The 21263-nt window shown below is 32.8% G+C and carries 26 protein-coding genes; 3 read left to right on the top strand and 23 right to left on the bottom strand.

Features of this window, described 5'->3' with window-relative positions:
* Positions 1-91: 91 nt before the first annotated feature.
* A complete protein-coding gene (locus tag AB674_RS09330) occupies positions 92-1063 on the bottom strand; it encodes a D-alanine--D-alanine ligase (RefSeq protein WP_047776301.1) in 972 nt (323 codons plus the stop codon).
* Between the two features lie 209 nt (positions 1064-1272).
* Between AB674_RS09330 and AB674_RS09325 the strand changes: the two genes are divergently transcribed.
* Together AB674_RS09325 and AB674_RS09320 are read left to right on the top strand one after the other, a co-directional pair.
* Entirely contained in the window at positions 1273-1896 is a 624-nt protein-coding gene (locus tag AB674_RS09325) for a PASTA domain-containing protein (protein ID WP_047775955.1), read from the top strand.
* Complete coding sequence (locus tag AB674_RS09320; protein ID WP_047775954.1) at positions 1886-2929, top strand: RluA family pseudouridine synthase; 1044 nt, start codon at positions 1886-1888, stop codon at positions 2927-2929. The genes AB674_RS09325 and AB674_RS09320 overlap by 11 nt, the downstream gene beginning before the upstream one ends.
* Before the next feature lie 139 nt (positions 2930-3068).
* On the opposite strand, the gene AB674_RS09315 is transcribed toward AB674_RS09320, so the two are convergent.
* From AB674_RS09315 to AB674_RS09300, 4 genes are all read right to left on the bottom strand, one after another.
* A complete protein-coding gene (locus tag AB674_RS09315) occupies positions 3069-3728 on the bottom strand; it encodes a hypothetical protein (RefSeq protein ID WP_047775946.1) in 660 nt (219 codons plus the stop codon).
* 29 nt (positions 3729-3757) lie between these two features.
* Positions 3758-4999, bottom strand: coding sequence for an ATP-binding cassette domain-containing protein (locus AB674_RS09310; protein ID WP_047775944.1), 1242 nt, complete (start codon positions 4997-4999; stop codon positions 3758-3760).
* Between the two features lie 17 nt (positions 5000-5016).
* Positions 5017-5874, bottom strand: coding sequence for a sulfurtransferase (locus tag AB674_RS09305; protein WP_047775942.1), 858 nt, complete (start codon positions 5872-5874; stop codon positions 5017-5019).
* Between the two features lie 127 nt (positions 5875-6001).
* Complete coding sequence (locus AB674_RS09300; protein WP_047775941.1) at positions 6002-6391, bottom strand: DUF1398 domain-containing protein; 390 nt, start codon at positions 6389-6391, stop codon at positions 6002-6004.
* Positions 6392-6748: 357 nt separating this feature from the next.
* Between AB674_RS09300 and AB674_RS09295 the strand changes: the two genes are divergently transcribed.
* Positions 6749-7441, top strand: a complete 693-nt coding sequence (locus AB674_RS09295) for a hypothetical protein (RefSeq protein ID WP_047775939.1) — start codon at positions 6749-6751, stop codon at positions 7439-7441.
* Positions 7442-7467: 26 nt separating this feature from the next.
* On the opposite strand, the gene AB674_RS09290 is transcribed toward AB674_RS09295, so the two are convergent.
* The 18 genes from AB674_RS09290 to AB674_RS22130 all read right to left on the bottom strand — a co-directional run bounded on the left by AB674_RS09290 (position 7468) and on the right by AB674_RS22130 (position 21129).
* Entirely contained in the window at positions 7468-8304 is an 837-nt protein-coding gene (locus tag AB674_RS09290) for a mechanosensitive ion channel family protein (protein ID WP_047775938.1), read from the bottom strand.
* A 20-nt stretch (positions 8305-8324) separates the two neighbouring features.
* Positions 8325-8768 carry a nuclear transport factor 2 family protein gene (locus AB674_RS09285; protein WP_047775936.1) on the bottom strand — a complete coding sequence of 148 codons (444 nt, stop codon included), beginning with the start codon at positions 8766-8768 and terminating at the stop codon, positions 8325-8327.
* An 80-nt stretch (positions 8769-8848) separates the two neighbouring features.
* Complete coding sequence (locus AB674_RS09280; protein ID WP_047775934.1) at positions 8849-9286, bottom strand: acyl-CoA thioesterase; 438 nt, start codon at positions 9284-9286, stop codon at positions 8849-8851.
* Between the two features lie 138 nt (positions 9287-9424).
* On the bottom strand, positions 9425-10015 hold the full coding sequence (locus tag AB674_RS09270; RefSeq protein WP_047775931.1) for a hypothetical protein: 591 nt from the start codon (positions 10013-10015) through the stop codon (positions 9425-9427).
* Between the two features lie 22 nt (positions 10016-10037).
* Entirely contained in the window at positions 10038-11066 is a 1029-nt protein-coding gene (locus AB674_RS09265) for a saccharopine dehydrogenase family protein (RefSeq protein ID WP_047775929.1), read from the bottom strand.
* Between the two features lie 38 nt (positions 11067-11104).
* A complete protein-coding gene (locus tag AB674_RS09260; protein WP_047775927.1) occupies positions 11105-12370 on the bottom strand; it encodes a Na+/H+ antiporter in 1266 nt (421 codons plus the stop codon).
* A 144-nt stretch (positions 12371-12514) separates the two neighbouring features.
* The gene (locus AB674_RS09255) at positions 12515-12835 is read right to left on the bottom strand and encodes a hypothetical protein (protein ID WP_047775925.1); all 321 of its coding nucleotides are present in this window, start codon (positions 12833-12835) and stop codon (positions 12515-12517) included.
* A 239-nt stretch (positions 12836-13074) separates the two neighbouring features.
* Complete coding sequence (locus tag AB674_RS09250; RefSeq protein ID WP_240478075.1) at positions 13075-13563, bottom strand: hypothetical protein; 489 nt, start codon at positions 13561-13563, stop codon at positions 13075-13077.
* 60 nt (positions 13564-13623) lie between these two features.
* Positions 13624-14100, bottom strand: a complete 477-nt coding sequence (locus tag AB674_RS09245) for a hypothetical protein (protein ID WP_047775920.1) — start codon at positions 14098-14100, stop codon at positions 13624-13626.
* 45 nt (positions 14101-14145) lie between these two features.
* On the bottom strand, positions 14146-14598 hold the full coding sequence (locus AB674_RS09240; protein WP_047776297.1) for a hypothetical protein: 453 nt from the start codon (positions 14596-14598) through the stop codon (positions 14146-14148).
* A gap of 103 nt (positions 14599-14701) precedes the next feature.
* Complete coding sequence (locus tag AB674_RS09235) at positions 14702-15256, bottom strand: hypothetical protein (RefSeq protein ID WP_131701532.1); 555 nt, start codon at positions 15254-15256, stop codon at positions 14702-14704.
* A 65-nt stretch (positions 15257-15321) separates the two neighbouring features.
* Positions 15322-15837 carry a hypothetical protein gene (locus AB674_RS09230; protein WP_047775917.1) on the bottom strand — a complete coding sequence of 172 codons (516 nt, stop codon included), beginning with the start codon at positions 15835-15837 and terminating at the stop codon, positions 15322-15324.
* Between the two features lie 73 nt (positions 15838-15910).
* Complete coding sequence (locus AB674_RS09225) at positions 15911-17011, bottom strand: hypothetical protein (RefSeq protein ID WP_047775916.1); 1101 nt, start codon at positions 17009-17011, stop codon at positions 15911-15913.
* A 300-nt stretch (positions 17012-17311) separates the two neighbouring features.
* A complete protein-coding gene (locus AB674_RS09220; RefSeq protein WP_047775914.1) occupies positions 17312-17983 on the bottom strand; it encodes a hypothetical protein in 672 nt (223 codons plus the stop codon).
* A gap of 324 nt (positions 17984-18307) precedes the next feature.
* The gene (locus AB674_RS09215; RefSeq protein WP_047775912.1) at positions 18308-18901 is read right to left on the bottom strand and encodes a hypothetical protein; all 594 of its coding nucleotides are present in this window, start codon (positions 18899-18901) and stop codon (positions 18308-18310) included.
* A 206-nt stretch (positions 18902-19107) separates the two neighbouring features.
* Entirely contained in the window at positions 19108-19647 is a 540-nt protein-coding gene (locus AB674_RS09210; RefSeq protein ID WP_047775911.1) for a hypothetical protein, read from the bottom strand.
* A gap of 190 nt (positions 19648-19837) precedes the next feature.
* Positions 19838-20431 (bottom strand): hypothetical protein, encoded by a 594-nt coding sequence (locus tag AB674_RS21855; RefSeq protein ID WP_131701531.1) that lies wholly within the window; start codon positions 20429-20431, stop codon positions 19838-19840.
* A 311-nt stretch (positions 20432-20742) separates the two neighbouring features.
* Positions 20743-21129 (bottom strand): RDD family protein, encoded by a 387-nt coding sequence (locus AB674_RS22130; protein ID WP_082210615.1) that lies wholly within the window; start codon positions 21127-21129, stop codon positions 20743-20745.
* Positions 21130-21263: the final 134 nt, after the last annotated feature.

Raw genomic sequence — 21263 nt, 5'->3', positions numbered from 1 at the left:
TTGTCGAAATTGATAAAGAAAGCTATTTTTAAGAATTAAAAAAGGTCCTGAAATCTTAGTAACTTAGAATCTCAGAACCTCAGTAACTTTTTTAAACTAACGCCAGCTCAATCGCATTAGTAAATAAATCTTCCAGAGAGATTCCCGCTGCTCTGGCTTGCTGTGGAATCAAACTTTCTGTTGTTAGTCCCGGAATGGTGTTCATTTCGAGCATATAAGGTTCGTTGTCTACGATAATGAATTCGCTTCTGGAGAAACCTTTCATTTTTAAAACTTCGTAAGCACGTTTGGCTGTTTCAGCTACTTTTTGAGTTAATTCGTCTGAGATTCTTGCCGGTGTTATTTCTTGTGATTTTCCTTCGTATTTGGCCTCATAATCAAAGAAATCATTATCAGATACAATTTCTGTAATTGGTAAAACTTTAATTTCACCTTTATAATTGATTACACCAACCGAAACTTCTGTTCCGTCAAGGAAACTTTCGATGATGATTTCGTTGTCTTCTTTATAAGCTACCTCAATAGCAATTGGCAATTCGGCAGCGGTTTTTACTTTTGAAATTCCGAAACTTGATCCAGCTTTGTTTGGTTTTACGAAACAAGGTAAACCTACTTTTTTTACAATTTCTTCGGTATTGATAACATCACCTTTATTTAGGTAATAAGAAATGGCTGTTTTGATTCCGTATGGTTTTAAAACCGAAAGTAAATCACGTTTGTTGAAAGTAAGTGCAGATTGGTAATAATCGCAGGAAGATTGCGGAATGTTTAACAATTCGAAATAAGCCTGCATTAATCCATCTTCACCCGGAGTTCCGTGAATGGCATTGAAAACACAGTCAAAAGTAATTTTTTGCCCGTTTACAGTTACGGAGAAATCATTTTTATCAATTGGAAATTCAGCTTCATTTTCGTCTACATATACCCATTTTTCTTTGAAAATATGAATACGAAAACCAACGTATTTTGTTTTGTCAAGATATTGGTGCACAACATTTCCGCTGATAAGAGAAATTTTATATTCGCTTGAATATCCGCCCATGATGATGGCTATGTTTTTCATTTTTTTATGTTTAGTATGTTTTGTTCGTTTTTTTGTTTCAAGTTTCAAGTTTCAAGTTCGACAATTTTGTGAACTTTGCGTGAAATCTTTGCGGCCTTTGCGGTTAAATTTTAACGTAGCGTTTTTTTGCCACTTTCTTGTTTTAAACAAAATTATCATTTTTTTTGAAACGAAATAGGTTTATCTTTGCCACAACTAAAAATAATTTTATGAGTTTACGTAAGTATTTAACAAGCCGTGTGTTCTTTTTGCAAGTATTAGGTGCGGCTGCTATTATTGCAGTTTTGGGTTATTTGTTTATGCATTGGTTGACTTTTACAACTGATCACGGACATGAAATCGCTGTTCCGAATTTATCTAAACTAACCGAAGAGCAAGTAGAAGCAAAATTAGACGAGCTGGACTTAGATTATGTGCTTTTGGATAGTGTTGATTACCGAAGTGAATTTCCAAAATACAGTGTAGTGGAGCAGGATCCATTGCCTGGAACAAAGGTAAAAGTTGGTAGAAAAATATATATAAAAATTAATGCTTCCGGATTTTCGTCTGTTCGAATTCCGGATTTAATAGAAAAAACGTATCGTGAAGCAGTTCCTACGCTAAAGGCTTTAGGACTTGAAGCAGGAACAATTACCTATATTCCGAATCTTGGAAAAGATATGGTTTTGGAAATGCGTTACAAAGGAAGAAATTTAAAAGTAGGTGACCGTGTATTGAAAGCTTCTAAAATTGATTTGGTTTTAGGAGACGGAAAAGCAACGTATGCAGATGACAGTCAGGCGACAGATAGTTTAGCTGTGCCACCAACTGAAACCCCAAAAGATGAACAATAATATTGAAAATTTAGATCTGGAAGACGAATTATTCGAACATTTCAGATTTGAAGTCCCTAAAGGTCAAGCGCTCTTGCGTATTGACAAATATTTAATGAATTTGATTCAGAATGCGACCCGAAATAAAATTCAGAACGCAGCTACTGAAGGAAACATTTTTGTAAATGATATTCCGGTAAAATCAAATTATAAAGTAAAACCATTAGATGTGGTAACCGTGATGTTATCGCACCCGCCCTTTGAAAATCATATTCTTCCGGAAGATCTTCCGTTGAATATTGTTTATGAAGATGATGCTTTGTTGTTAATCAACAAGGAACCGGGGATGGTAGTACATCCGGGTCACGGAAATTACACCGGAACTTTAGTGAATGCTTTGGCACATCATTTTGATAATTTGCCAATGAATAGCAGCGAACGTCCTGGTTTGGTTCACAGAATCGACAAGGATACTTCGGGACTTTTGGTTGTAGCCAAAACCGAAGCTGCCATGACACATTTGGCAAAGCAATTTGAAGCTAAAACTTCTGAACGTGAGTATATCGCACTTGTTTGGGGTAATGTAGCGGAAGAAGCGGGAACGATCGAAGGAAATCTGGCCAGACACTTAAAAGACCGTATGCAAATGGCTGTTTTTGCTGATCCTGAAATCGGGAAACCTGCAATTACACATTATAAAGTGTTGGAACGTTTTGGTTATGTAACGCTTATTTCCTGTAAATTGGAAACAGGCAGAACACACCAAATCCGTGCGCACCTGAAACATATCGGACATCCGTTGTTTAATGACGAACGTTACGGAGGGCATTTGATTCTGAAAGGAACCACTTTTACAAAATACAAACAATTTATAGACAATTGTTTCAAAGCATTACCACGTCAGGCATTGCATGCTAAAACTCTTGGTTTTGTGCATCCGACTACGGGAGAAATGATGCGTTTTGATACCGAATTACCGCAAGATTTTCAAGATTGTATTGAGAAATGGCGCAATTATGGAAAGACGCATAATATGGAAGACGAAGAGAACTAATTAGATAATTTGTCAATTAGAAAATTAGATAATTTTGTAATATAAAAAGCTCCTATTGGAGCTTTTTTTGTTTTATCATTAAAATATTAAGTTAATTAAGCTTTTTGTGTAATGTAGCTTAATGATATGATTTTTTAGATTATTTCAAATAAATGGTTTCTTTTGGAGGGGTGGTATAAAACCAGTTAACATTATCAAAATTTTTCAAATCAATTTCTATAGTTACAATATCTTTTGGTGTTGAAATAAATCCCGTATAAATTAATTTATTCTTTTTAATTTTCTTGAAGGTTATATTATTTATGCTGAAGTTAAAAAGTTTCATGTTCAAATATTCGATAAAGGATTCAGGGTCTTTTATGTTCAATTTAAAAAAACTTGCTATAGGATCTTTAAAAAACATTCCAGAAATAAATAAGATTTTGTCTTTATTTACAGCTACTAAAAATCTATTACTAAAAGGCACAAAGCCACAATTGCTATTTTTTTTGAGTATTGTGTCATCAGAGTCAAATTTGAAATAGGTATAATCAAAATTAGTAATTCGATAAAATGTGTATTTTTTATTATTTGGAAAATTAATAGGTTCCACTTCTGTACTAATTTTTAAATTCCAATCTTCTAATGGTAAAAGACAAGCTCTGCTGAACTGATATTCGGAGTCTATTTCTTTTGTTAAATAGAAGATACGATATGATAAAATATTTTTTCTGATAAGATCTTTTTCTGTAACACCGAGATCTTGACTATTTGCCGGAGAAAAAAAGAAAAAAAGGAATACCAAAATAGTATATCTCATAGTATAGTAGTTATCTATTATTATTATTATTAATTTAATTCAGAATGGTATTTTACTTTTCCAATCGAACCTGTTGGTGTGGGCACCAATTCAAATACAGAAGTAGGAGCGAGGCCTGATTCGATGCGGTGCGAAACGTAGATGATCGCTACGCTGGTTTCCTGTTTTATGGTATTGATAAGCTGAATTACCAAATCTACATTTTCGTCGTCTAAACCTTCGACAGGTTCGTCCAGAATTAATAATGGCGGATGTTTTAAAACGGCACGAACGATCAACGCTACTCTTTGCTGGCCGATTGACAGTTCTGTAAAACGTTTGTTTTTTAATGGACTCATTTCGATTACTTCAAGCCATTGTGCTACGTTTTGCTTTTGAAAAGTTGTAGGTTCTGTATATAATCCGATAGAATCGAAAAATCCGGACAGTATCATTTGTTCTAAAGTGTGGCCTTTTTGAAACAAATCGGTCATCGAAGTGGTGAAGATTCCGATCTGTTTTTTAATGTCCCAGACACTTTCTCCCGTTCCTTTTTTTCTTCCAAATAAAAATAAATCCTGACCAAATCCTTTTGGATTGTCTCCCGTAATTAAAGAAAGAATTGTGCTTTTTCCGGAACCATTTGGACCGATAAGTTGCCAGAACTCACCCGGTTTTATGGTCCACGATATTTGATCTACAATTTTTCTTTCTTCGTAACTTACCGAAACGTTTTCCATTTTTATTAATACACTTTCGTGAAAGGAATGCGGTTCTATGGCTTTTGGAATTGAAGTAGTCTGTAATGTTTTAAAATGGTTTTCGACTTTTGATAATGGATGCAAAGCAAACGAATTGTCCTTAATTTGGACTTTATTGGGTACAAAATCAAGAACGTCAACATATCGATTAACCAATTGAATAATAGCAATACTATCGGTCAGTTTTTTTAGTGATTCTGCCAAAACAACACGGGAGGCTTGATCTAAATGATCAAAAGGATTGTCGAAAATGATGAAATCAGGTTTTTGATTGATACAGTATCGAAGAAACTCTTTTTTACGCTCGCCTGAAGAAAAGGTTCGCAATTGTCGGTGCGAATCCGGAGAAGCTTCTACAATGTCATATTGGTATTCTTTTTCAATAAATTTCTCTATCGCCATGTCGGAGAAAAGAATGCCTTTCTGGTCTTTAAAAACGGCCAATTCTCCTTCAATAGTGCCGGAAAGTAACGTGTCGATAAAAGCTTTTTTGTTTACTTTATTTGATAAAAGGATATCCCAATGCTGCATTTTTATTTCTTAAAAGATTAATTGTTTTCTTTGGTTGCCATCGGACGATCGTTACGTGACCATTCGCTCCAGGAACCTACATATAATTTTGGAATCGGAATTCCGGCATAATCCATTGCTAATAAAGTATGACAAGCCGTAACGCCCGAACCACAATGGACTATTGTATTTTCGGGTTTTACAGGACCTAAAATTTCAGTATATTTTTTCGCTAATGTTTCAGCAACATGATAAAAGCCATTTTCGTCTAAGTTTTCACTAAAAGGAACATTAGTCGCTCCCGGTATATGTCCTGCGATTAAATCCAGAGGCTCTGTGAGACCATCAAAACGATTTTTGTCTCTAACATCAATAACGATAAATTCGTCATTATTTCGAGCCGTTTCAACTTGGTTTATGTCCGCTAAACCCAATTGCCATTCTTTAATCGGATAATTTTCTACGGTGTCAAAAGGTTCAATTTCTGAACTTATTGGAAAGCCACTTTTGATAGCAGCCTGTAAACCACCGTTTAAAACCTGTACTTTTTCGTGTCCGACAGCTCTGAGCATCCACCAGAATCTGGCAGCGGCATTGGATCCGTTTTTGTCATCATAAATTACAACATGGCTTGAAGGCTGAATTCCAAGGTTTGATAGTGTTTTTGAAAATTTATCGAGAGAAGGTAAAGGATGTCTTCCACCTTTTGTAGGTTCGGTTGTGATCGTGGCTAAATCGTGGTTCAAGTCAGCATATCGCGCACCTTTTAAATGCTCTTTTTTATAATTTTCTTCCGCACCGATTCCTGCTCTCGCGTCTATTAGGATGATTTCTTGTGAAGTATGTAATTCCAGTAGTTCATTGGGATTTATAAGAGGCGAAATTTTAGTTGACATGGCTTTGGCGTTTTTTGGTTTTATAAAGGATTGAAAATTGGTGATTTGTGTTTGATGCTTCCTTTTTTTGCCACAAATTGCATGAATTGGCGCGAATTGAATTTGTTGGTTTGTTTTGTGAATGAGGTTAACTTGGGATTTTTTCGATCAGGATTTCATTATCTGATTGATCAAAATAAGTACAGGTCATTTCGACTATATCAACACGCCATTTTGCAATACCACATTGCGCACAATGGCCGCAGAATGTTATATAATCGGTTTCACCATACTGATGTTTTACCAAAAACTCAATAAATAGTTCTTTGTTCGGAAAAGGGGCAACTTTAATTTCGGCATATTTTTCATCAGCAGTAACGTTGTAATTGTTTACGCCGTAATATTCTACATGACCGTCGTGCACAAAAGTATCGTATCCTTTAACACCCAGAATAATTAAGTCTTGTATATAATTTGGAAAATCGGCACCCGATTTTACTTTAGAATGTGCTTCTTTTATTTGTTCGATTGTAAACATATTGTCAGTTTTTTAAGATTGCTATTATATTTCAAAAATACGATTAATGGATCAAAGAACGGATTCCGCTTTTATTATCTGACCGAATTTGAATTGATACTTATAAAAGTAAAGAGAACCATTTTTAAAACAAAGAGTAAAATGCTAAAGTTATCTGAAAAAGTAAAGGACTGCGAATTACCGTGACTTCTAATTTTTGTAGGTTTCTTTTTAGTTTCGTTTAATTTTAAGTTAACTGCTTGATTTTTAAAATGTTGTATTTTGGCGATGAATAATGCACTTAAAAGGATATTTTTTTTAAATAGCAAGGTTTTTCGTAAATTTAATAGTAGAATGTTGTAAGCTAAAATTGATATTATGAAAAGAACAATACTTCTATTCCTGTTGACAGCCCCTACATTTGCCCAGGAAATCAATACATTTGATTTTGCCGTTATAAACTCAACCTTAATTTCACCCAATATCGATCTTGATAAAGGACGTAGTGTTATTGCGGGCAATGAAAATCAATATTCGACTTACTTTCAGTACGCCTTTACGATGTGCGAGGACGATGTTATTTTGGGAGCTGGCATCGATAAGTCTGATATTGATCGGTCTTATGTTGGTTATATCGGTAAGATATGTGAAAAGTTCAGAGCTACAATCGCTATAGGTTACTTAGAGTCGAGGAGTGGTTATGACGGAACATTTACGGGATTTAGTGTATCCTGGCATTTTAAGGAGAACACTTTTATTGGTGGTAGTCTCGAGAATTTGCATTCAACAAGCATTAGTTATGATACCGATGAAAGTTCCGATTATTACAGAAAACTGGTTCCAAAAGTTTTTGCGAGTTACGAAATTATTCCACATCTGATTGCTTTTGGTCAGTTAAGCAGCAGAGTTAATGATATTGCTTTAAAATATCAGAACGATCGTTTCGCGGCGGGAGGGTTTTATTCCGGTCAGGGAGAAGAAGGAATTTTTGGAACGGTAAACTTTGGTCGTTTTGCAGTTTCCTGCAGTACAACTTTTGATAAAGTAAATTTTGGATTGAAGTTTCAATAAACTAACAACGTCTTACTCTAGAAAACTTATTTCTTTAACGTGACAACCTGTTGCGGATAAGGGATATCAATATTGGCCTCGTCAAAACGTTTTTTGATGCTTTGCAATAAATCACAATACATAATAAAACCGTCCGTAGAGTTTTTTGCCCATGCCCAGGTTTTTATATTGACACTTGATGCACCGAGTTCAACTACTCTTGCATTAACTAAAGGCGTGTTTTTCTTTTTTTCTTCGGCAGTTCGATTATCAATAGAAAGGGGATGTTTGCTGACTTCCTCTTTCATAATTTCCAGCGCTTTTTCGATATCCGATTCGTAACCGATACCAATTTGGATTATTTTGCAACACTTGGTATCGTGCATATTGGTGTTTACAATAATTTGATTGCTAATAATCGAATTTGGAATAATGATTCGGTTGTTTTCCGCATCTTTCAGAACGACCTGTCTTAGATTGATATCTTCAACGGTACCTACAAAATTGTTGATGGTAATTTTGTCATTGATGCGAAAAGGCTTAAAAATCACAAGAAAAATACCGCTTACAATGTTACTTAACGCTTGTTGCGAAGCCAAACCGGCCACGATCGAAATAACGCCGGCACCTGCCAAAAAGGAATGTCCGATAATTTTAAATTCCGGAATTTGTATTAAGGCAAATGCAAATCCCAAAATATAAATAACCGTAATGATTAAATGTTTTAAAAACTTAAAACCTGTCGCATCGTATTCTTTATCGCTGAGTTTGCGATAGAGAAACATTTTTAAGGCTCTATCTGTAATGGCACCCAAAACGATGGTTACAATCACTATAATAGCGACAAAAATGCCTATCCTAAAATCTGTTATATAATCAATCATTCGTTGTAAAAAGGAGCTTATTATTCGTCGAAATTGTCGTAGTAGGTAAAATCTTTTGTAATCAAACCGTTTTCAATTGTAAAAATAGTACAAATTGGGAGTTCAAAAGTTGAATCGTCTTCGGCAGTTCCGGAAGACACAAATTCAACGATAACATTATTTTCTCCTGAAGGATAGATCTGAATGACTTTATCAGTCAAATCGGGAAACATCTGATTTAATTCGCTGTATTTTTTTAGGGTTTCAGCACGAGTTTGTTTTACGATCCCTGTTCCGAGTGACGGATCTTTAAAATCGGCAGTCGGGGTATACATTTCGGACATTTCTTTCCACTTGTGGTTGTTGAAATGCTCGAAATATTGTTTGACTAAGGCTGTATTTTTTGACTCCATATTTTGCGGTTTTTGGTTGTTACAAGAGATTAAAATTAATAGTGTAAAAAAACTTAAGATTGCTTTTTTCATAGTTATTGTTTTAATTATGGTTGAAACATTCGTTTAACTGTAAGCACAAAATGGAGTCAATTTATTACATAGGAGCTGTTTTAAAGTGCTATAAAATCTTCGCTTTTCGGAAAAATACTCAAAGCATCAACTGCAATTTGTGGAGTTGGAGTAGCTAATTTACGCAATTTAGTATCCATCCAGGCGCCATCAACGGTAATAACGGCACAAAGTGTATCGTCTTCCTTTCTAAATTCGTGAATGATAGACCAGCGTGACGCATCCGCTTTCATTTTTGAAGTTTTGGTATGAATGAATATTTTATCTGAAAGTTTTAGCTCTTTTCTAAAAACACACTCTTCTCTAAATAAAATGGGTCCAAAGCCCTCTGTCTGCATTATTCTTAAAGTCAACCCCAATTGTTCTAAAACTTCGATACGATGTTGTGCGCCAAAATCGTAATAAGCACTATGGCGAACGTGAAAATTTGGGTCAAGATCTGACCAGCGAAAAGATAATTCTTTAGTAAATGAAACCATTTGTTTTTTTAATTTTAATGTTAATCGGAACTGTTTTTTTGAGATTTGTTTCTCATAAAAACGGTTATTGTCAGAAATCGAAATTACAAATAAAAACCGGAAAAGTTCTTTATGAAAACTTAAAGTATCAGCAACAGCTTAATAAAATTCTGTTTGAAAAGAGACGAAATCCTGTAATTTAGGTAATGGTCTGATAAGGACTTTCTTCTGGGAATGCGTTGGCTTTCCACTTTCGTCGTCATAACGTTCTGTATCCTTAATTCGGATTCCGGTAGATAAATTAAAATCTATTGTGGTCATTGTACCTAGGCCGTCAGAATAGGCTTCGGAGAAACCGATAAGTTCGAAATTGCCATTTTGAAATCGGAATTTATGTTCATAATGGCCTCTTGTAAGTTCAATATTAATACTGAGAATCCCTTTTTTGATCGTAATTTCTGAAAAAGCATTCCCTGAGTAATAACCTTTTTTGCCCTCAGGAAATGCTGGGTCTATTGCTTTTGTTGAAGAAAGAATTGGTTTGAATTTTCCATTTGTTTCGGCAAAATAGATTTCGAGTTTATAAGGTCCTTCATCATTTAAGGTGTCTTGTGATACTAAAACATAATCGATTAAACCGTCTTTGTTTAAATCGCCTTTTACTTTGGTAATCTCTTTATTGAAATTATCTTTTTGAGCAAAGAGCAACGTGGAGAAAAGGATAAAGTATAGTGAAATCAATTTTGCCATTGGGTAATGCAGTAATTTATTTTTAATTCAATTGAGATTCTTTTATAGCTGATATTTCGATGTCATCTTCATCTAAAGCTTGTAAAAAATCTGCTGCATCATAAACTTCTCCCATTGTTGTTACACCGGTCTTTTTTACTCTGCCTGACAAAATTCTATTTATTCCTTCTACTACCAACGGAGCGGTAACGGCATAAATATCCTGTCCCTGAGCGGTAATGATTCTTATTTGGTTGTCTTTTGTTGCAACAACATCAACACAGAATTGTTGTGAGGATCTGTTTTTGCTGTCTACAGCTTTAGGTTCCGGAGTATCATCATTTCTAAGATCATTCAAAGAGTTTTGACTAAGATAGGTATTAACACTGCTAACATTTAAATGACGCGAAATAGTAATGATTTCAGAAAGCGGCAAAGCAACAACTTCCTTAATCCCAATTGGACTTTTAAAATCCCATTCTTGCGAAGGACTTGCTTCAAGTTCTTGTAAACGATTGTCTTTGAACGTTAATCTTTTATAGTGATTTCGGTCTCCTGTTAGCCTTGTTCCTTTTGTTGGATGCCACGAGTCCAGTCCGATATAAACATTTATTTCATCGATCTGGTTCCAATCGTGGGTTAGGGCAGTACTCAATAAATCGGCTAATCCGCCATAGAAAGCAGAGGCAGGAATTATGAGGATTTTATCGTTTTTTGCCTGTTCAGAAAACTGTTCGAAGATGTCTAAAACAGGTTTTTGTTCCGCCGTTAAATCAATGTAATGACTACCCAGTCGCAAAGCAGATTTTATGATAGGTTCTGCGGTGTCTAAGTAAGGGCCGGCACAGTTTATAATAATTTCTGCACCTGAAAATGCATCATCTAATGTTTTCGGATCGTGAATAGATGCTGCTTGTATTTTTAAATCTGGATATTCTTGATTTAAAAGCACTAATTTTTCCTGATCTCTTCCCGAAAGGATAAGATTTTTATAACCTTGTCTGTAGAGTTCGGAGACAATAAACTTTCCGGTGTGTCCGTAGGCACCATAAATTGCAATTCTATTTTTCATAAGGATTAGTTGGTTTAGTAATGTATAAAAAATATATTTTAAGAACGATTTGTTTCTTTTGGAGTTAATTTTTTTACAATCCAGGGCAAAGTAAGTCCTTGTCCGATAAGGGTTAATAATACAACCGCAACTGAAATAAAAATAATAGCATTTCTTTGAGGGAATGGTGTTCCGTTTTCCAGAAATTTGGGTAGCCCGATCGCGATTGCCAACGAAACAATACCGCGCATACCAGACCAACCTAAAATAATACTGTTGTTGAAGTCTAAAAGAGCATGTTCGCTTACTTTTCTTTTTCCTTTTGTATCTAGAAAAGCTTTTTGAAGGTTTATTTTTTGCAGAAAAACCCTTCCCATTCTAATTAACAGTGCTGTGATGGTAATAATCGCAGCATACCCAATATAAGGCAAAATCATAGTATTGTCTATGTCTTTGAGGATGTAGCGGAAATTAAGACCAATTAAAATAAAGATTAATCCGTTAAGGAGAAAAATAATAATATCCCAAAGCGTTCTGGAGTTGTTTTTTAAACTTTCGGGGAAGATTTTATTACTGAATCGGGCAATAGACAATCCTAAAACGACTACCGCGATAACGCCTGAGACGTGCAGATGTTCAGCAACAAGATAGGCTACAAAGGGCATTAAGAGCATAAAACTAATCGTAACGTTTACATTTTTATGCACTTTGGTTAGGATGTAAGCGAGAATTTTGGCCATGATAAAACCAACCAAAAAACCACCTCCAAGCAATAACATAAACTGTAAGGTCGCTTTCCAAATTACAAAAGCTGATCCCATTACAGCCGCCACAGCAAAGCGGTAAGCAACAAATGCCGATGCGTCGTTAATAAGGCTTTCTCCCTCAAGGATTGTGATGGTTTTGTGTGAAATTTTTAGCCCTTTTGTGATACTTATTGCCGCTACAGCATCGGTGGCAGAAAGGATTGCGCCAAGTACAAACGAAAGCGGCCAGGTCATTCCGGGAATCAGGTAATGGGCGACAATGGCGATTCCTAAAGTGGTAACAAAAACTAATGTAATGGCCAATGTACCAATTGTATTGATATTGGTTTTAAAATCATTTGGCGAAATATTAAAAGAAGCATCGTATAAAAGCGGAGGCAGAAAAATCAAAAAAATAATTTCGGGATTAATCTCAATTTCGCCCATGCTTGGAAAAAAACCGATTATGATTCCAACAATAACCAATAAAATAGGGTAGGGTAACTTAATTTTATCTGCAAAAGCAGAAAGTCCAATTACGATGGCCAGGATAAAAATGATGATGCTGTAATTTTCCATTATTTGGCTTTTACTGAATGAGGTATTTTTTGAGATTACTAATTTAGTTATTTCTTAAAATAAAAAATTCACAAAGTTTCTTAAATTATCCTGTTTTAGTTTTATTGGTTTTAAATTTTGATTTTATGCGTTAGATGATGGGTTTTATTTTTCTGAAAGTACACTCCGATTTAATACATCTTCCAGATTTCCAATTTCTAGTAAATCTGCAATAGTTTTTTCAATACACTCCCTTGTAAGTTCCTTTACAAATAAATCTGGTGTACATTGATATAAACCATTTAAATTGTCGCCGCTTTTTTCATTCAGCTTTTTTAAAGTTTCTAAAAACTTATACGTCCAAATGTTTATTCCGTAATGTTTTCCATTTGGCAAATCAACATGAATATTACAAGATTCATTTTCCATATCAGAATTGCTAAAATCGACATGTTCAAATTCAAGCCAAAGTTTAAAGTTGGTCATTGGAGATTTATATGTTTTATGTTTAGTTAGTTCGGTTACTTAAAATTATCTGTAAACGCTTGTTAGTGGATGTAATTTTGATTGTATTATATTTTGACTCTGTGTTAAATTTGTTAATAGCGATCTAGTGCTTGAAAGGGTTAGGGATTTCGAAGCTGAGTATTTTTGACTAAACGTATATAGCAATAAAAATTGTAATTGCACTAAAGTCCCAATCTCTTCAAGCTGTTTGGATCAATTTAGCCTTGCCAGACATTAATTTCTGTGACTTTTTCGTTTTCAAATGTTATTGTTAAACTTCCGGTGTTTATTCCGGTTTTACTATATCCAAGATAATATCTAAATTCTTTTTCTGTTGAAAAACTGCTACTAGGTTTTCCGAGCAAATTAATAATCTCGTTTTTGGACATTCCGATTAGTTTATAATTATTTCGCAAACTGTTCATCATATCCCAACGCATAGTCATGTTGTCTTCAAGGTTTAAATTTGCATTTTTCCATTTCTGAGAAACAAATTTTTCACCTGAAATCTTTCCACGCAATCCTAAAGCGCAAACAAATACGATAATAAGGACATTTAAGAATATATTCAGTTTTTTCATTTTGTTATTTGTTGCAAATGTTTCTATCTTATTCTGCTCTTCAAAAAGATCGTCCAATGTTTTGCTTTTGAAGTGATTGGGATTTAAAGGCGCGTTTTTTTTATTAAACACAATTTTTTGAAGCACAGAATCATCTTTTAATTAAGCTTAAAGACCTAATCACTGCAAGCCGTTAACCATTGGATTTTATTTGTTTTTAAGATTATTATACCAATACATTATTTTTTCAATTTCTTTTTTGTCAACTTTAGGATTAGAATTCAGACCGAGTTCTATTTTTGAATTTGTAATGTAAGAGTTTAAAAAAATAATTGCAAATCCACCAACTTCGGCATTATCTTCTGAAATAAATGAAGAAAAAGTATTCATATAACCACAGCACTTTTGATTAGAATTAAGTATACTAATCAAATATTCTACATCCTCTTTTTTGACCCAATTTTTAGGAAAGTCTCCCGAAAAAGTTACAGAATTAAGCCCTCGCTTTTGGTCATACTTCTCTATAAATAGTTGTATAAATTTTCTTGCGTTTAAGTCTTTAATGTTTAAAGTTTTATTTGTGTCAATTTGAGTTTTAGGTTTAAAAATTTCATTTTTAGAAAGGAAGTATGGAATAGACAAAACGAAACAAAAAAGTAGTAAGTAAAAGATCTTTTTTTTCATAGTTTTCTTTGTTTATTGCTCGTTCGGTTAAATTAATGATTTTTATTATTGCTCTATCGTTTTTGAGAATGTAATTTTTTCTTTGGATACTTTTTTTAGTAAACTTTTTTCAGCTAAACTCCAAATAATTAAAATGTTATCTTTTACAAAAAAATCTTCCGGATGCTCCTTTGTAGATTTTTTTCCGCCCCAAAGTAGACCTTCGAGGAAACCTTGCATTTCAAAATTATTTTCAAATTCAAAATACATAATGCTTCCACTGTCAGTTTTGTTTTCAAAATTTTGAACTTCTTTATGTTTTACTTTTCCAATCAAAGCAGAATATAGATCAGGATTATTGTAGAATGTGCAAGCTTGTATTGAGATACATTTTGGTTTATTTGTCAAATGATAATCTACAGGAATTTCATTTTCATTAAGTTTTAACTTTTCAAAATTCTGCGCAAATACATTTGTACTTAAAAATAAGCAAGAAAGAAATAAAATTGTTTTTTTCATTAAATAGGTTTTATATTTAGTTTTTTCGTAATTCAACCATACTTAAATTCGTTAGGAGCTCATTCAAGTCGCAGAATTCTTTTTGGTTACAGTAAACTTGTTGTTATCTGATGTTTTTTCTTTTCAATTGTGAATAGGATTCCACAGTAATTATTGAGAGATTAAAAAGTAATAAGTAGTATCCACTCTTTATTTGTTCAATATCTTCAAAAACTTTTCCAAAATATAGCAATACCAGCGGGAGTATTAGTAAAAATATATTCAAAACGCCTAAAATCAGAGTTACTTTAGGCTTGTTTTTAAACGAGTAAAATACTAGAAGTAAATTTATTAAAATAGAAATCGAGAACGGCAGTAATGGCCATTGAGGAGTTTCAATATCATCAATGAATAGTTTCCCGATTTGATAACCGTTTAGTGTTATTTTTTTTTTGAGTTTTACAAAATCAGTAATTGCATTTTGCTTTTTTACGGTCAGTTCTGCGAAAGTTAAATTGTACTCTTTTTCATTAAGTTCCGTTCTAGAGACGCTTTTTACCTCTTCCCATAATGGACTATTTTTTAAGTTTCTATTTTCAGAAATATTTTTGTCTGAACAAGTTTGAAAAAAGGGGAGGAATAGAATCAATAAACTAATTATGGAGAGTTTCTTTAACATATTTTGTTGTTTTATGGTTGTTCATTGGTTATTTTCGGTGCTTTGTGCGAAAATGCCAGGAACGGTTAGCGGTAGTATTTTTTACAATCCTTTTTGGCTTCAATTATTGTGATTCCAAGTAAAATAAATCCGCCAATGAGAGCAATATACGCACCTAGTCTTTGTTTTTCAATATATTCTGCTGCGCTATATACAACTTCATTTTTTTTCTCAATTTGAAAGATATCTAAATTTAAGTTTGTTGAATTATTATCATTAAAATAAACTAGTACTTCATCGTTTAAATTCAACTTTTTAGCAAGCAAATCATAATTCTGTTCTTTGTTATAAACTCCAAAAACTTTTTTATTTCCCTCAATTTTGAAAGTAAATACTTTTGAGGCAAGTTTATACTTTCCGGCTACTGATGAATTGTTTTCAGTTATTTTTGTTTCAATAATTTTTCCATTTAAACTATCGTAACTAGTAACATTTCTGCTTATGTTTGTTGTTGTTTCAAACTCCAAATAAGCACAAATAAAGCAAACAGAAGTTAATATTAACGAGGCTAAATTTTTAATTATAATTTTTATCGGTTTCATGTTTTTAATTGTGCCGCCAACATTTTTTGGGCTTTACGAGATTGGAAACTAAAACGGCTGTCGACTGTAATTTTTATTTCCACATTGATTTATACTGTTCCATTTTATTCATTTCTTCACTCATAAATGAATTGTCTTTATTTTGTATTCTTAATTGATTTATAGCGTCAATGTTTGCCAATACACCAGATTCATACCAAGGAAATTCATTTGCTAAGGAGTCAAGTTTAGCTAATGCTCTTAGACTTTCTCCATTTTGTGACAGAAAAATCGAATGTTCGTATCTAAATGTTGGACACCAATAATATTCTTCGGCTAATTTTTCCCAAGTTTCATCATCACAATTTCCTGCTTTAAGAAAATTAATTGCAAAAATAGATGAATCGATATAATTAACAGAAAAAGCAAAATAATTTAATAATGGAATTTCTTTCTCGTTAGCATCGTTTTTAATTCTATTTTCGATTACTTCGTTAATTAATTTATGGGATAGTTCTTTATCTTCATATGAATCGGATAAATGTAATAAATTAGCGTATTCGGTTTTGACAATATCTAAATCCGGTCTCAATTCGTAAGCGCCTTTTGAATAATGTAAAGCTTGAGGAATGGAGTTTAAAACACGATAAAGTTTTGATAGTGCAACAATCAATCTTATATCTTGAAAATCATCTTGTTTTATATTGGTTTCTTGAAAATTTAAAGCTTTTAGAGCGTATCTGTCTTTTACAAATCGTTCAATTATTTGCCATTTTTGTAATTTGTTAAGTTCAGTTTCATCCCATTGTTCAAATAAAATTGCTCTTCGGTCCCAAATTGATCTGACTTTTTTCCATTCATTAAAAGTGAAATTAAAAGCTTCGTGTTCTTCAAACAAATTCCCTTGTTCGTCTTCTAAACTAAGCTCAATTCTAAATTCAGGAGATGAATAGTATCGATTTATTGAATCATACAATTCCGTTTTAAAAAGATCAGGTGTATTTGTACTAATTTCATTAGAACCGGATAATTTATTCATCATTTCTAAAAATAAATCTTGGTCATTTTGTGGCGAAGATTTAAGTTCATCCATTGCTTTTTTTTCATGCTCCTCAGCATTCTTTTCAATTATTGATGAATTTCTTTCTTGTTCTTTGTTTTCGGTTTTTCCGAATAATCGTTTAAATAGGCTCATAGTTGTTGTTTTTCTAAAATTACAGCTTACGGCTGTTAACGTTTATTGTTTGTTTTTATAGCGTATTGGTCAAATTTATACTTAATTTTTTTTGTTATAAAGTTTGAAATAAATAACGAGCCTGCCCCTAAAAAAACAAAAGATGTTCCCATTTTTAATGGGGAAATATCCATTTTTCACTCCGCCAAAAATTGAAAGTAGTAATAAAACCAATACTAATTAATAGTAATCCAATAATTAAATGGAATATGATTTTTTTGTTTTTCATGAGTTTTTTAAAATAGCTGTTGCCTGCTGTTTTTATTGTAATTTTATAATGCCTTTTTCGTTAGATAATGTATCATTTTCGTTCCTACTATAGGTTCTTTTTAATTGTAGACTTTCTAACATTAAATGATCTGTCAATTTTAAATGTTTAGCAGATGCTTTATAAACATCATATTGGAAAGGTGGTTCAGACCATTCTAAAGTGTACTGATAGGCATCAATTATTTGATTTTCATTATTTGTTTTAATAATCAGTATGTCTTTAAATTCTTTTATTGAAGTTGGAGCACCGCCGTTATAACTACTTCCTTTAAAAGTGGCAATAAATTGATAGTAATTGTATTTTCCATTTTTGGGTTCAAAAGCGCTAATTCTTTTTTTTGGTTTATGAAATAATCCATAATTATTATCAATGTCATCTAATTTTGAATAGTCAAAGTCGGCATTAATTAGTTGTTTTTTAAGCTTATAAATTTTAGGTTCATTAAGCCCGGTTGCTTTGTCTTCAGTTTTTATTTCATGAACTATTTCTTTTTGTTTTGATTTACAAGAAACTAAAAAAGATAAAATGAGAGATATTGTGATTAGTTTGTATAGTTTCATAATTGGCTGATTCGATGAATTTTCGTTTTTATTGTTCAAAATCATAACTAACGCCTTTGGGGCTAAAGGAGGTTGGGGATTAAAGATGCGGACTTTTTTCATTGTACGTCAATTTTTCAAGTACAAAACTTAAATTTGGCACTTGAGCCCGGCTCGCACAAAACCTTGTTATTGTATTTTTTTTTACTCCCCTGCTGAGCGAAGTCTCCCGACTTCGTACCCGCTCCAATGAGCTAAAAAAGTTGTAGCCGAATATAGTAGTGTTTGCGAAGCCAGGAGACTTCGCACAGCGATCGCAATATTGTGAAAGAACACTTCGAAAAGCTGGAGTTTTTCCATTAAGCAAAAATTTTCCCAGTACAAAAACCAGCTGTAAATTAAGCCAAGTACCCAAATCTCTTTTAACGGCTGTTGACAGTTGTATTTTTAGACCCAATTAATATCAGTTGAACTAACTAATTGGCGACTACCGTTTTCATAAACAAAGTTAAAGGTAAATGTTTGCGGTAAATTATCATTAGGTTTTTCCATTAGAATTAACTTTAAAAAATACGGATTACCGCCTATAAAAAATGAACTTTGATTTAAAGCAATTACTAATGAATCTATTGTTTTTTGTTGACCATCCCATTGAACATCATGCCATTTAAATAAATCTTTAATGTCAGTACCTGCCGGTTTACCATTAAAATTATTATTACTGAATATTTCAATTGTTTTCAATTTATCTTTCAGTCCGTCAATACCTGGGGTGCCTTTTGAAAAAGCATAAGCTGAAGTTGTAAAGTTGAACCACTGTCTTGATTTTTCAATATTTGCAACGTAGGTATAAGACATGTTAATTTTAAAGTATACTTTATTTTCTGAAATTATATCTGTAGGCTTAACAAGATTTGTTAATGCTTCGTCTTTAAAAGCCTGACAAGTCAAATTGTCAATTTTATAATATGGGTCTACACTTTCACATGAGATTGGTATAATCCCTAAAAAAAACACTAATATTAATATATTACGTTTCATAAATTACTCATTGTTTAAAAATTTAATTTTCTGATTCTATGCTGTGGATTACAATTGTGTCTAATTTTTCGATAATAGTACTACCAAGGTCTTGGCACTATACGAGTATGGGGATTTAGAAGGCCGAATGTAGGAATAAAACGATAATTCAAGAAAGGCTCAATCACGACAAACGGCTGTTGTGCGATCGGTTATTTTATTTACTATTACTCTCCAATATATTTTGTCCTTATAAATTTTGAACAATCATTTTCAAACTCATTGCACGAATCAAATAAGATTATAGCTCCATTTTTATTTTTGTTACTTTTCAAGATTTGATAAATTTCAACTCCTCCAATTGGGTCGACTCCAACTAAATCAATAATAATATTCTTTGTAAAAGTTAACGTTTTGTATAAGCTTAGTATTCTTCTAGGACTTCCTGCTAATGTGTTCACTTTTATTTTTGGTTTCATCCAATTAAGTTCATATATTTTATTTCTATAAAATATATTTGAGCCAGAATTCTTAAGATACTTTTCAACTGTTAGAGGAAAGATAAAACTTAAAAGTGAATTTGTTTCTATGTGTTCAACATATTTGAAACTTGAGTTTTGATTTGTAAAAATACTATTTAATTTAAGAGTTAAGTTCCTAAATTTAGCACCTCCAAGAATTTCAATTATAATAATTTCTCCTTCATTTATAGTAAAAGCAGGTATTATAAAATCGTCAATAATTTGTTCAGGGAAATTTAATAACATTATAAATTTGTTTTTTTTTACTTCTGCGGTTAACTGTGGCGCAACGTTCTGGCACTACAAGAGGTTGGGGAATAAAGATGCGGGATTTTCTCCATTATGCACAAGTTTTCCAAGTACAAAACTAGCTACAAATTCAGAATAATGTCCAGATCTCGTGTAACGGTTATTAGTTAGCCGGGCTTTGTTCTTATTATTTTGTAGTTGTTATTATTATAGCTCCGTAAACTTCATCTTTTCCATATATAACATTACTACTGTTTTTATTTAAAATGGTAACATCTGATATAATTTCTTTTTTTATAGGTAGAACTATTGTGTTAAGAGTTTTATTATATTTAAAAGGCTCTCCATCTATGACTATTAATGGAGGATTAGCAATTTCATCTTTTTGGAAAGCGGTTTTGATTTTGTCAACCAAATAATATTGTGATTCGTCTTCATTTTCCAGTAAAAATATTTTCGTTTTTGAGGTTGTAACTATTAAAACTCCTGCTTCGCCGAAATTACCATAAATACTAATGCCTTTCTGTTTATCAATTGCTACAATCTTTTCAATAGCAACTTTTGACAATGGTAATTTTTCTTTTTCTAAATCTTGGTAACGAAATGGTATTCCATTAACAACAACAATAGGGCGATTTGTTATTAATCCACTTTCAGCCATTTTTGAAATTGAATCTGAAAGAAATAATTTCTCTTTTCCGTTTTCAAGAAGCTCATATCTGTTTTGTGAATACATTGAAAATGATATGATAGAGATAATTCCGAGAAAAATTTTTTTCATAGTGATTTTTTTAGATTTCATAACGCCTTGTTACTAAAATTTCGGCGCTTGTCATGGTTAGGGGTTTAGAAGCCGAGTATTTTCGGCTCGACGAATATAGGAATAAAAACGATAATTCAACTAAAGCGCTACTGGAAGTCGCGAGGCTTCGCATAGCGAGGGATATAGATTTTGGTTGTTTTACTATTGTTGTGTACTAAGAACGATTGGGTATATCTTAAACCTGTTCAGCCTTAAAGCAAATGAATAGCATAATGATAACGTAGCCAATGAAGAGGTGCAGGTTTTATGAATTTTATTTTTTACTCTGCTTAAATTTTCACCATTACAGTCCCACTAAGAATATCATGAAGGGCTCGTTTCTTTGAGCTCGAAAAAATAGTGATAAAAGAAAGCCAGCCGAATAGTAATTTGATGAAATATCGAATCAGAGCCTGGAAAATATTGATTCGTTTTGTGCTGTCGGAATTTTTTCTGACTCTTATGCTTTTTATGTTATTGCCTATTGTGCCACCAAAAGTAGTGGCTATTGGTTCGTATAGAAATAGAGCTACGAGTAAAACAGCCCTTAGCCAATCGGGTACATTTTTGAAATTAGATAAAATATCAGAGAAAATGATCATGCAAGCAACTATTAAAACCGAGTCAATTAGAATAGATTGTATTCTCTCGAGTAAAAAAGGGTATTTTTCGTTCATCGTTTTTTTTTGACGAATGTACTTATTTTAATGGTATTCACAGAACTTTTTTTAACACAACCAAGTGCCCTAGCCCTGATGGGAGCGGCATCCTTTTTCTTGCTTCTTTAGCAAGGAAAAGATAGAGCAGACAG

The organism is Flavobacterium sp. ABG (assembly GCF_001027725.1).
GTDB lineage: Bacteria > Bacteroidota > Bacteroidia > Flavobacteriales > Flavobacteriaceae > Flavobacterium > Flavobacterium cupriresistens.
This window is presented reverse-complemented; position numbering and strand designations above follow the sequence as displayed.

What these genes read in the sequence shown, in the direction of transcription:
- AB674_RS09330 (WP_047776301.1), bottom strand. Translation starts at nt 1,063, where the DNA reads ATGAAAAACATAGCCATCATCATGGGCGGATATTCAAGCGAATATAAA.
- AB674_RS09325 (WP_047775955.1), top strand. Translation starts at nt 1,273, where the DNA reads ATGAGTTTACGTAAGTATTTAACAAGCCGTGTGTTCTTTTTGCAAGTA.
- AB674_RS09320 (WP_047775954.1), top strand. Translation starts at nt 1,886, where the DNA reads ATGAACAATAATATTGAAAATTTAGATCTGGAAGACGAATTATTCGAA.
- AB674_RS09315 (WP_047775946.1), bottom strand. Translation starts at nt 3,728, where the DNA reads ATGAGATATACTATTTTGGTATTCCTTTTTTTCTTTTTTTCTCCGGCA.
- AB674_RS09310 (WP_047775944.1), bottom strand. Translation starts at nt 4,999, where the DNA reads ATGCAGCATTGGGATATCCTTTTATCAAATAAAGTAAACAAAAAAGCT.
- AB674_RS09305 (WP_047775942.1), bottom strand. Translation starts at nt 5,874, where the DNA reads ATGTCAACTAAAATTTCGCCTCTTATAAATCCCAATGAACTACTGGAA.
- AB674_RS09300 (WP_047775941.1), bottom strand. Translation starts at nt 6,391, where the DNA reads ATGTTTACAATCGAACAAATAAAAGAAGCACATTCTAAAGTAAAATCG.
- AB674_RS09295 (WP_047775939.1), top strand. Translation starts at nt 6,749, where the DNA reads ATGAAAAGAACAATACTTCTATTCCTGTTGACAGCCCCTACATTTGCC.
- AB674_RS09290 (WP_047775938.1), bottom strand. Translation starts at nt 8,304, where the DNA reads ATGATTGATTATATAACAGATTTTAGGATAGGCATTTTTGTCGCTATT.
- AB674_RS09285 (WP_047775936.1), bottom strand. Translation starts at nt 8,768, where the DNA reads ATGAAAAAAGCAATCTTAAGTTTTTTTACACTATTAATTTTAATCTCT.
- AB674_RS09280 (WP_047775934.1), bottom strand. Translation starts at nt 9,286, where the DNA reads ATGGTTTCATTTACTAAAGAATTATCTTTTCGCTGGTCAGATCTTGAC.
- AB674_RS09270 (WP_047775931.1), bottom strand. Translation starts at nt 10,015, where the DNA reads ATGGCAAAATTGATTTCACTATACTTTATCCTTTTCTCCACGTTGCTC.
- AB674_RS09265 (WP_047775929.1), bottom strand. Translation starts at nt 11,066, where the DNA reads ATGAAAAATAGAATTGCAATTTATGGTGCCTACGGACACACCGGAAAG.
- AB674_RS09260 (WP_047775927.1), bottom strand. Translation starts at nt 12,370, where the DNA reads ATGGAAAATTACAGCATCATCATTTTTATCCTGGCCATCGTAATTGGA.
- AB674_RS09255 (WP_047775925.1), bottom strand. Translation starts at nt 12,835, where the DNA reads ATGACCAACTTTAAACTTTGGCTTGAATTTGAACATGTCGATTTTAGC.
- AB674_RS09245 (WP_047775920.1), bottom strand. Translation starts at nt 14,100, where the DNA reads ATGAAAAAAAAGATCTTTTACTTACTACTTTTTTGTTTCGTTTTGTCT.
- AB674_RS09240 (WP_047776297.1), bottom strand. Translation starts at nt 14,598, where the DNA reads ATGAAAAAAACAATTTTATTTCTTTCTTGCTTATTTTTAAGTACAAAT.
- AB674_RS09235 (WP_131701532.1), bottom strand. Translation starts at nt 15,256, where the DNA reads ATGTTAAAGAAACTCTCCATAATTAGTTTATTGATTCTATTCCTCCCC.
- AB674_RS09230 (WP_047775917.1), bottom strand. Translation starts at nt 15,837, where the DNA reads ATGAAACCGATAAAAATTATAATTAAAAATTTAGCCTCGTTAATATTA.
- AB674_RS09225 (WP_047775916.1), bottom strand. Translation starts at nt 17,011, where the DNA reads ATGAGCCTATTTAAACGATTATTCGGAAAAACCGAAAACAAAGAACAA.
- AB674_RS09220 (WP_047775914.1), bottom strand. Translation starts at nt 17,983, where the DNA reads ATGAAAAAAGTCCGCATCTTTAATCCCCAACCTCCTTTAGCCCCAAAG.
- AB674_RS09215 (WP_047775912.1), bottom strand. Translation starts at nt 18,901, where the DNA reads ATGAAACGTAATATATTAATATTAGTGTTTTTTTTAGGGATTATACCA.
- AB674_RS09210 (WP_047775911.1), bottom strand. Translation starts at nt 19,647, where the DNA reads ATGTTATTAAATTTCCCTGAACAAATTATTGACGATTTTATAATACCT.
- AB674_RS21855 (WP_131701531.1), bottom strand. Translation starts at nt 20,431, where the DNA reads ATGAAAAAAATTTTTCTCGGAATTATCTCTATCATATCATTTTCAATG.
- AB674_RS22130 (WP_082210615.1), bottom strand. Translation starts at nt 21,129, where the DNA reads ATGAACGAAAAATACCCTTTTTTACTCGAGAGAATACAATCTATTCTA.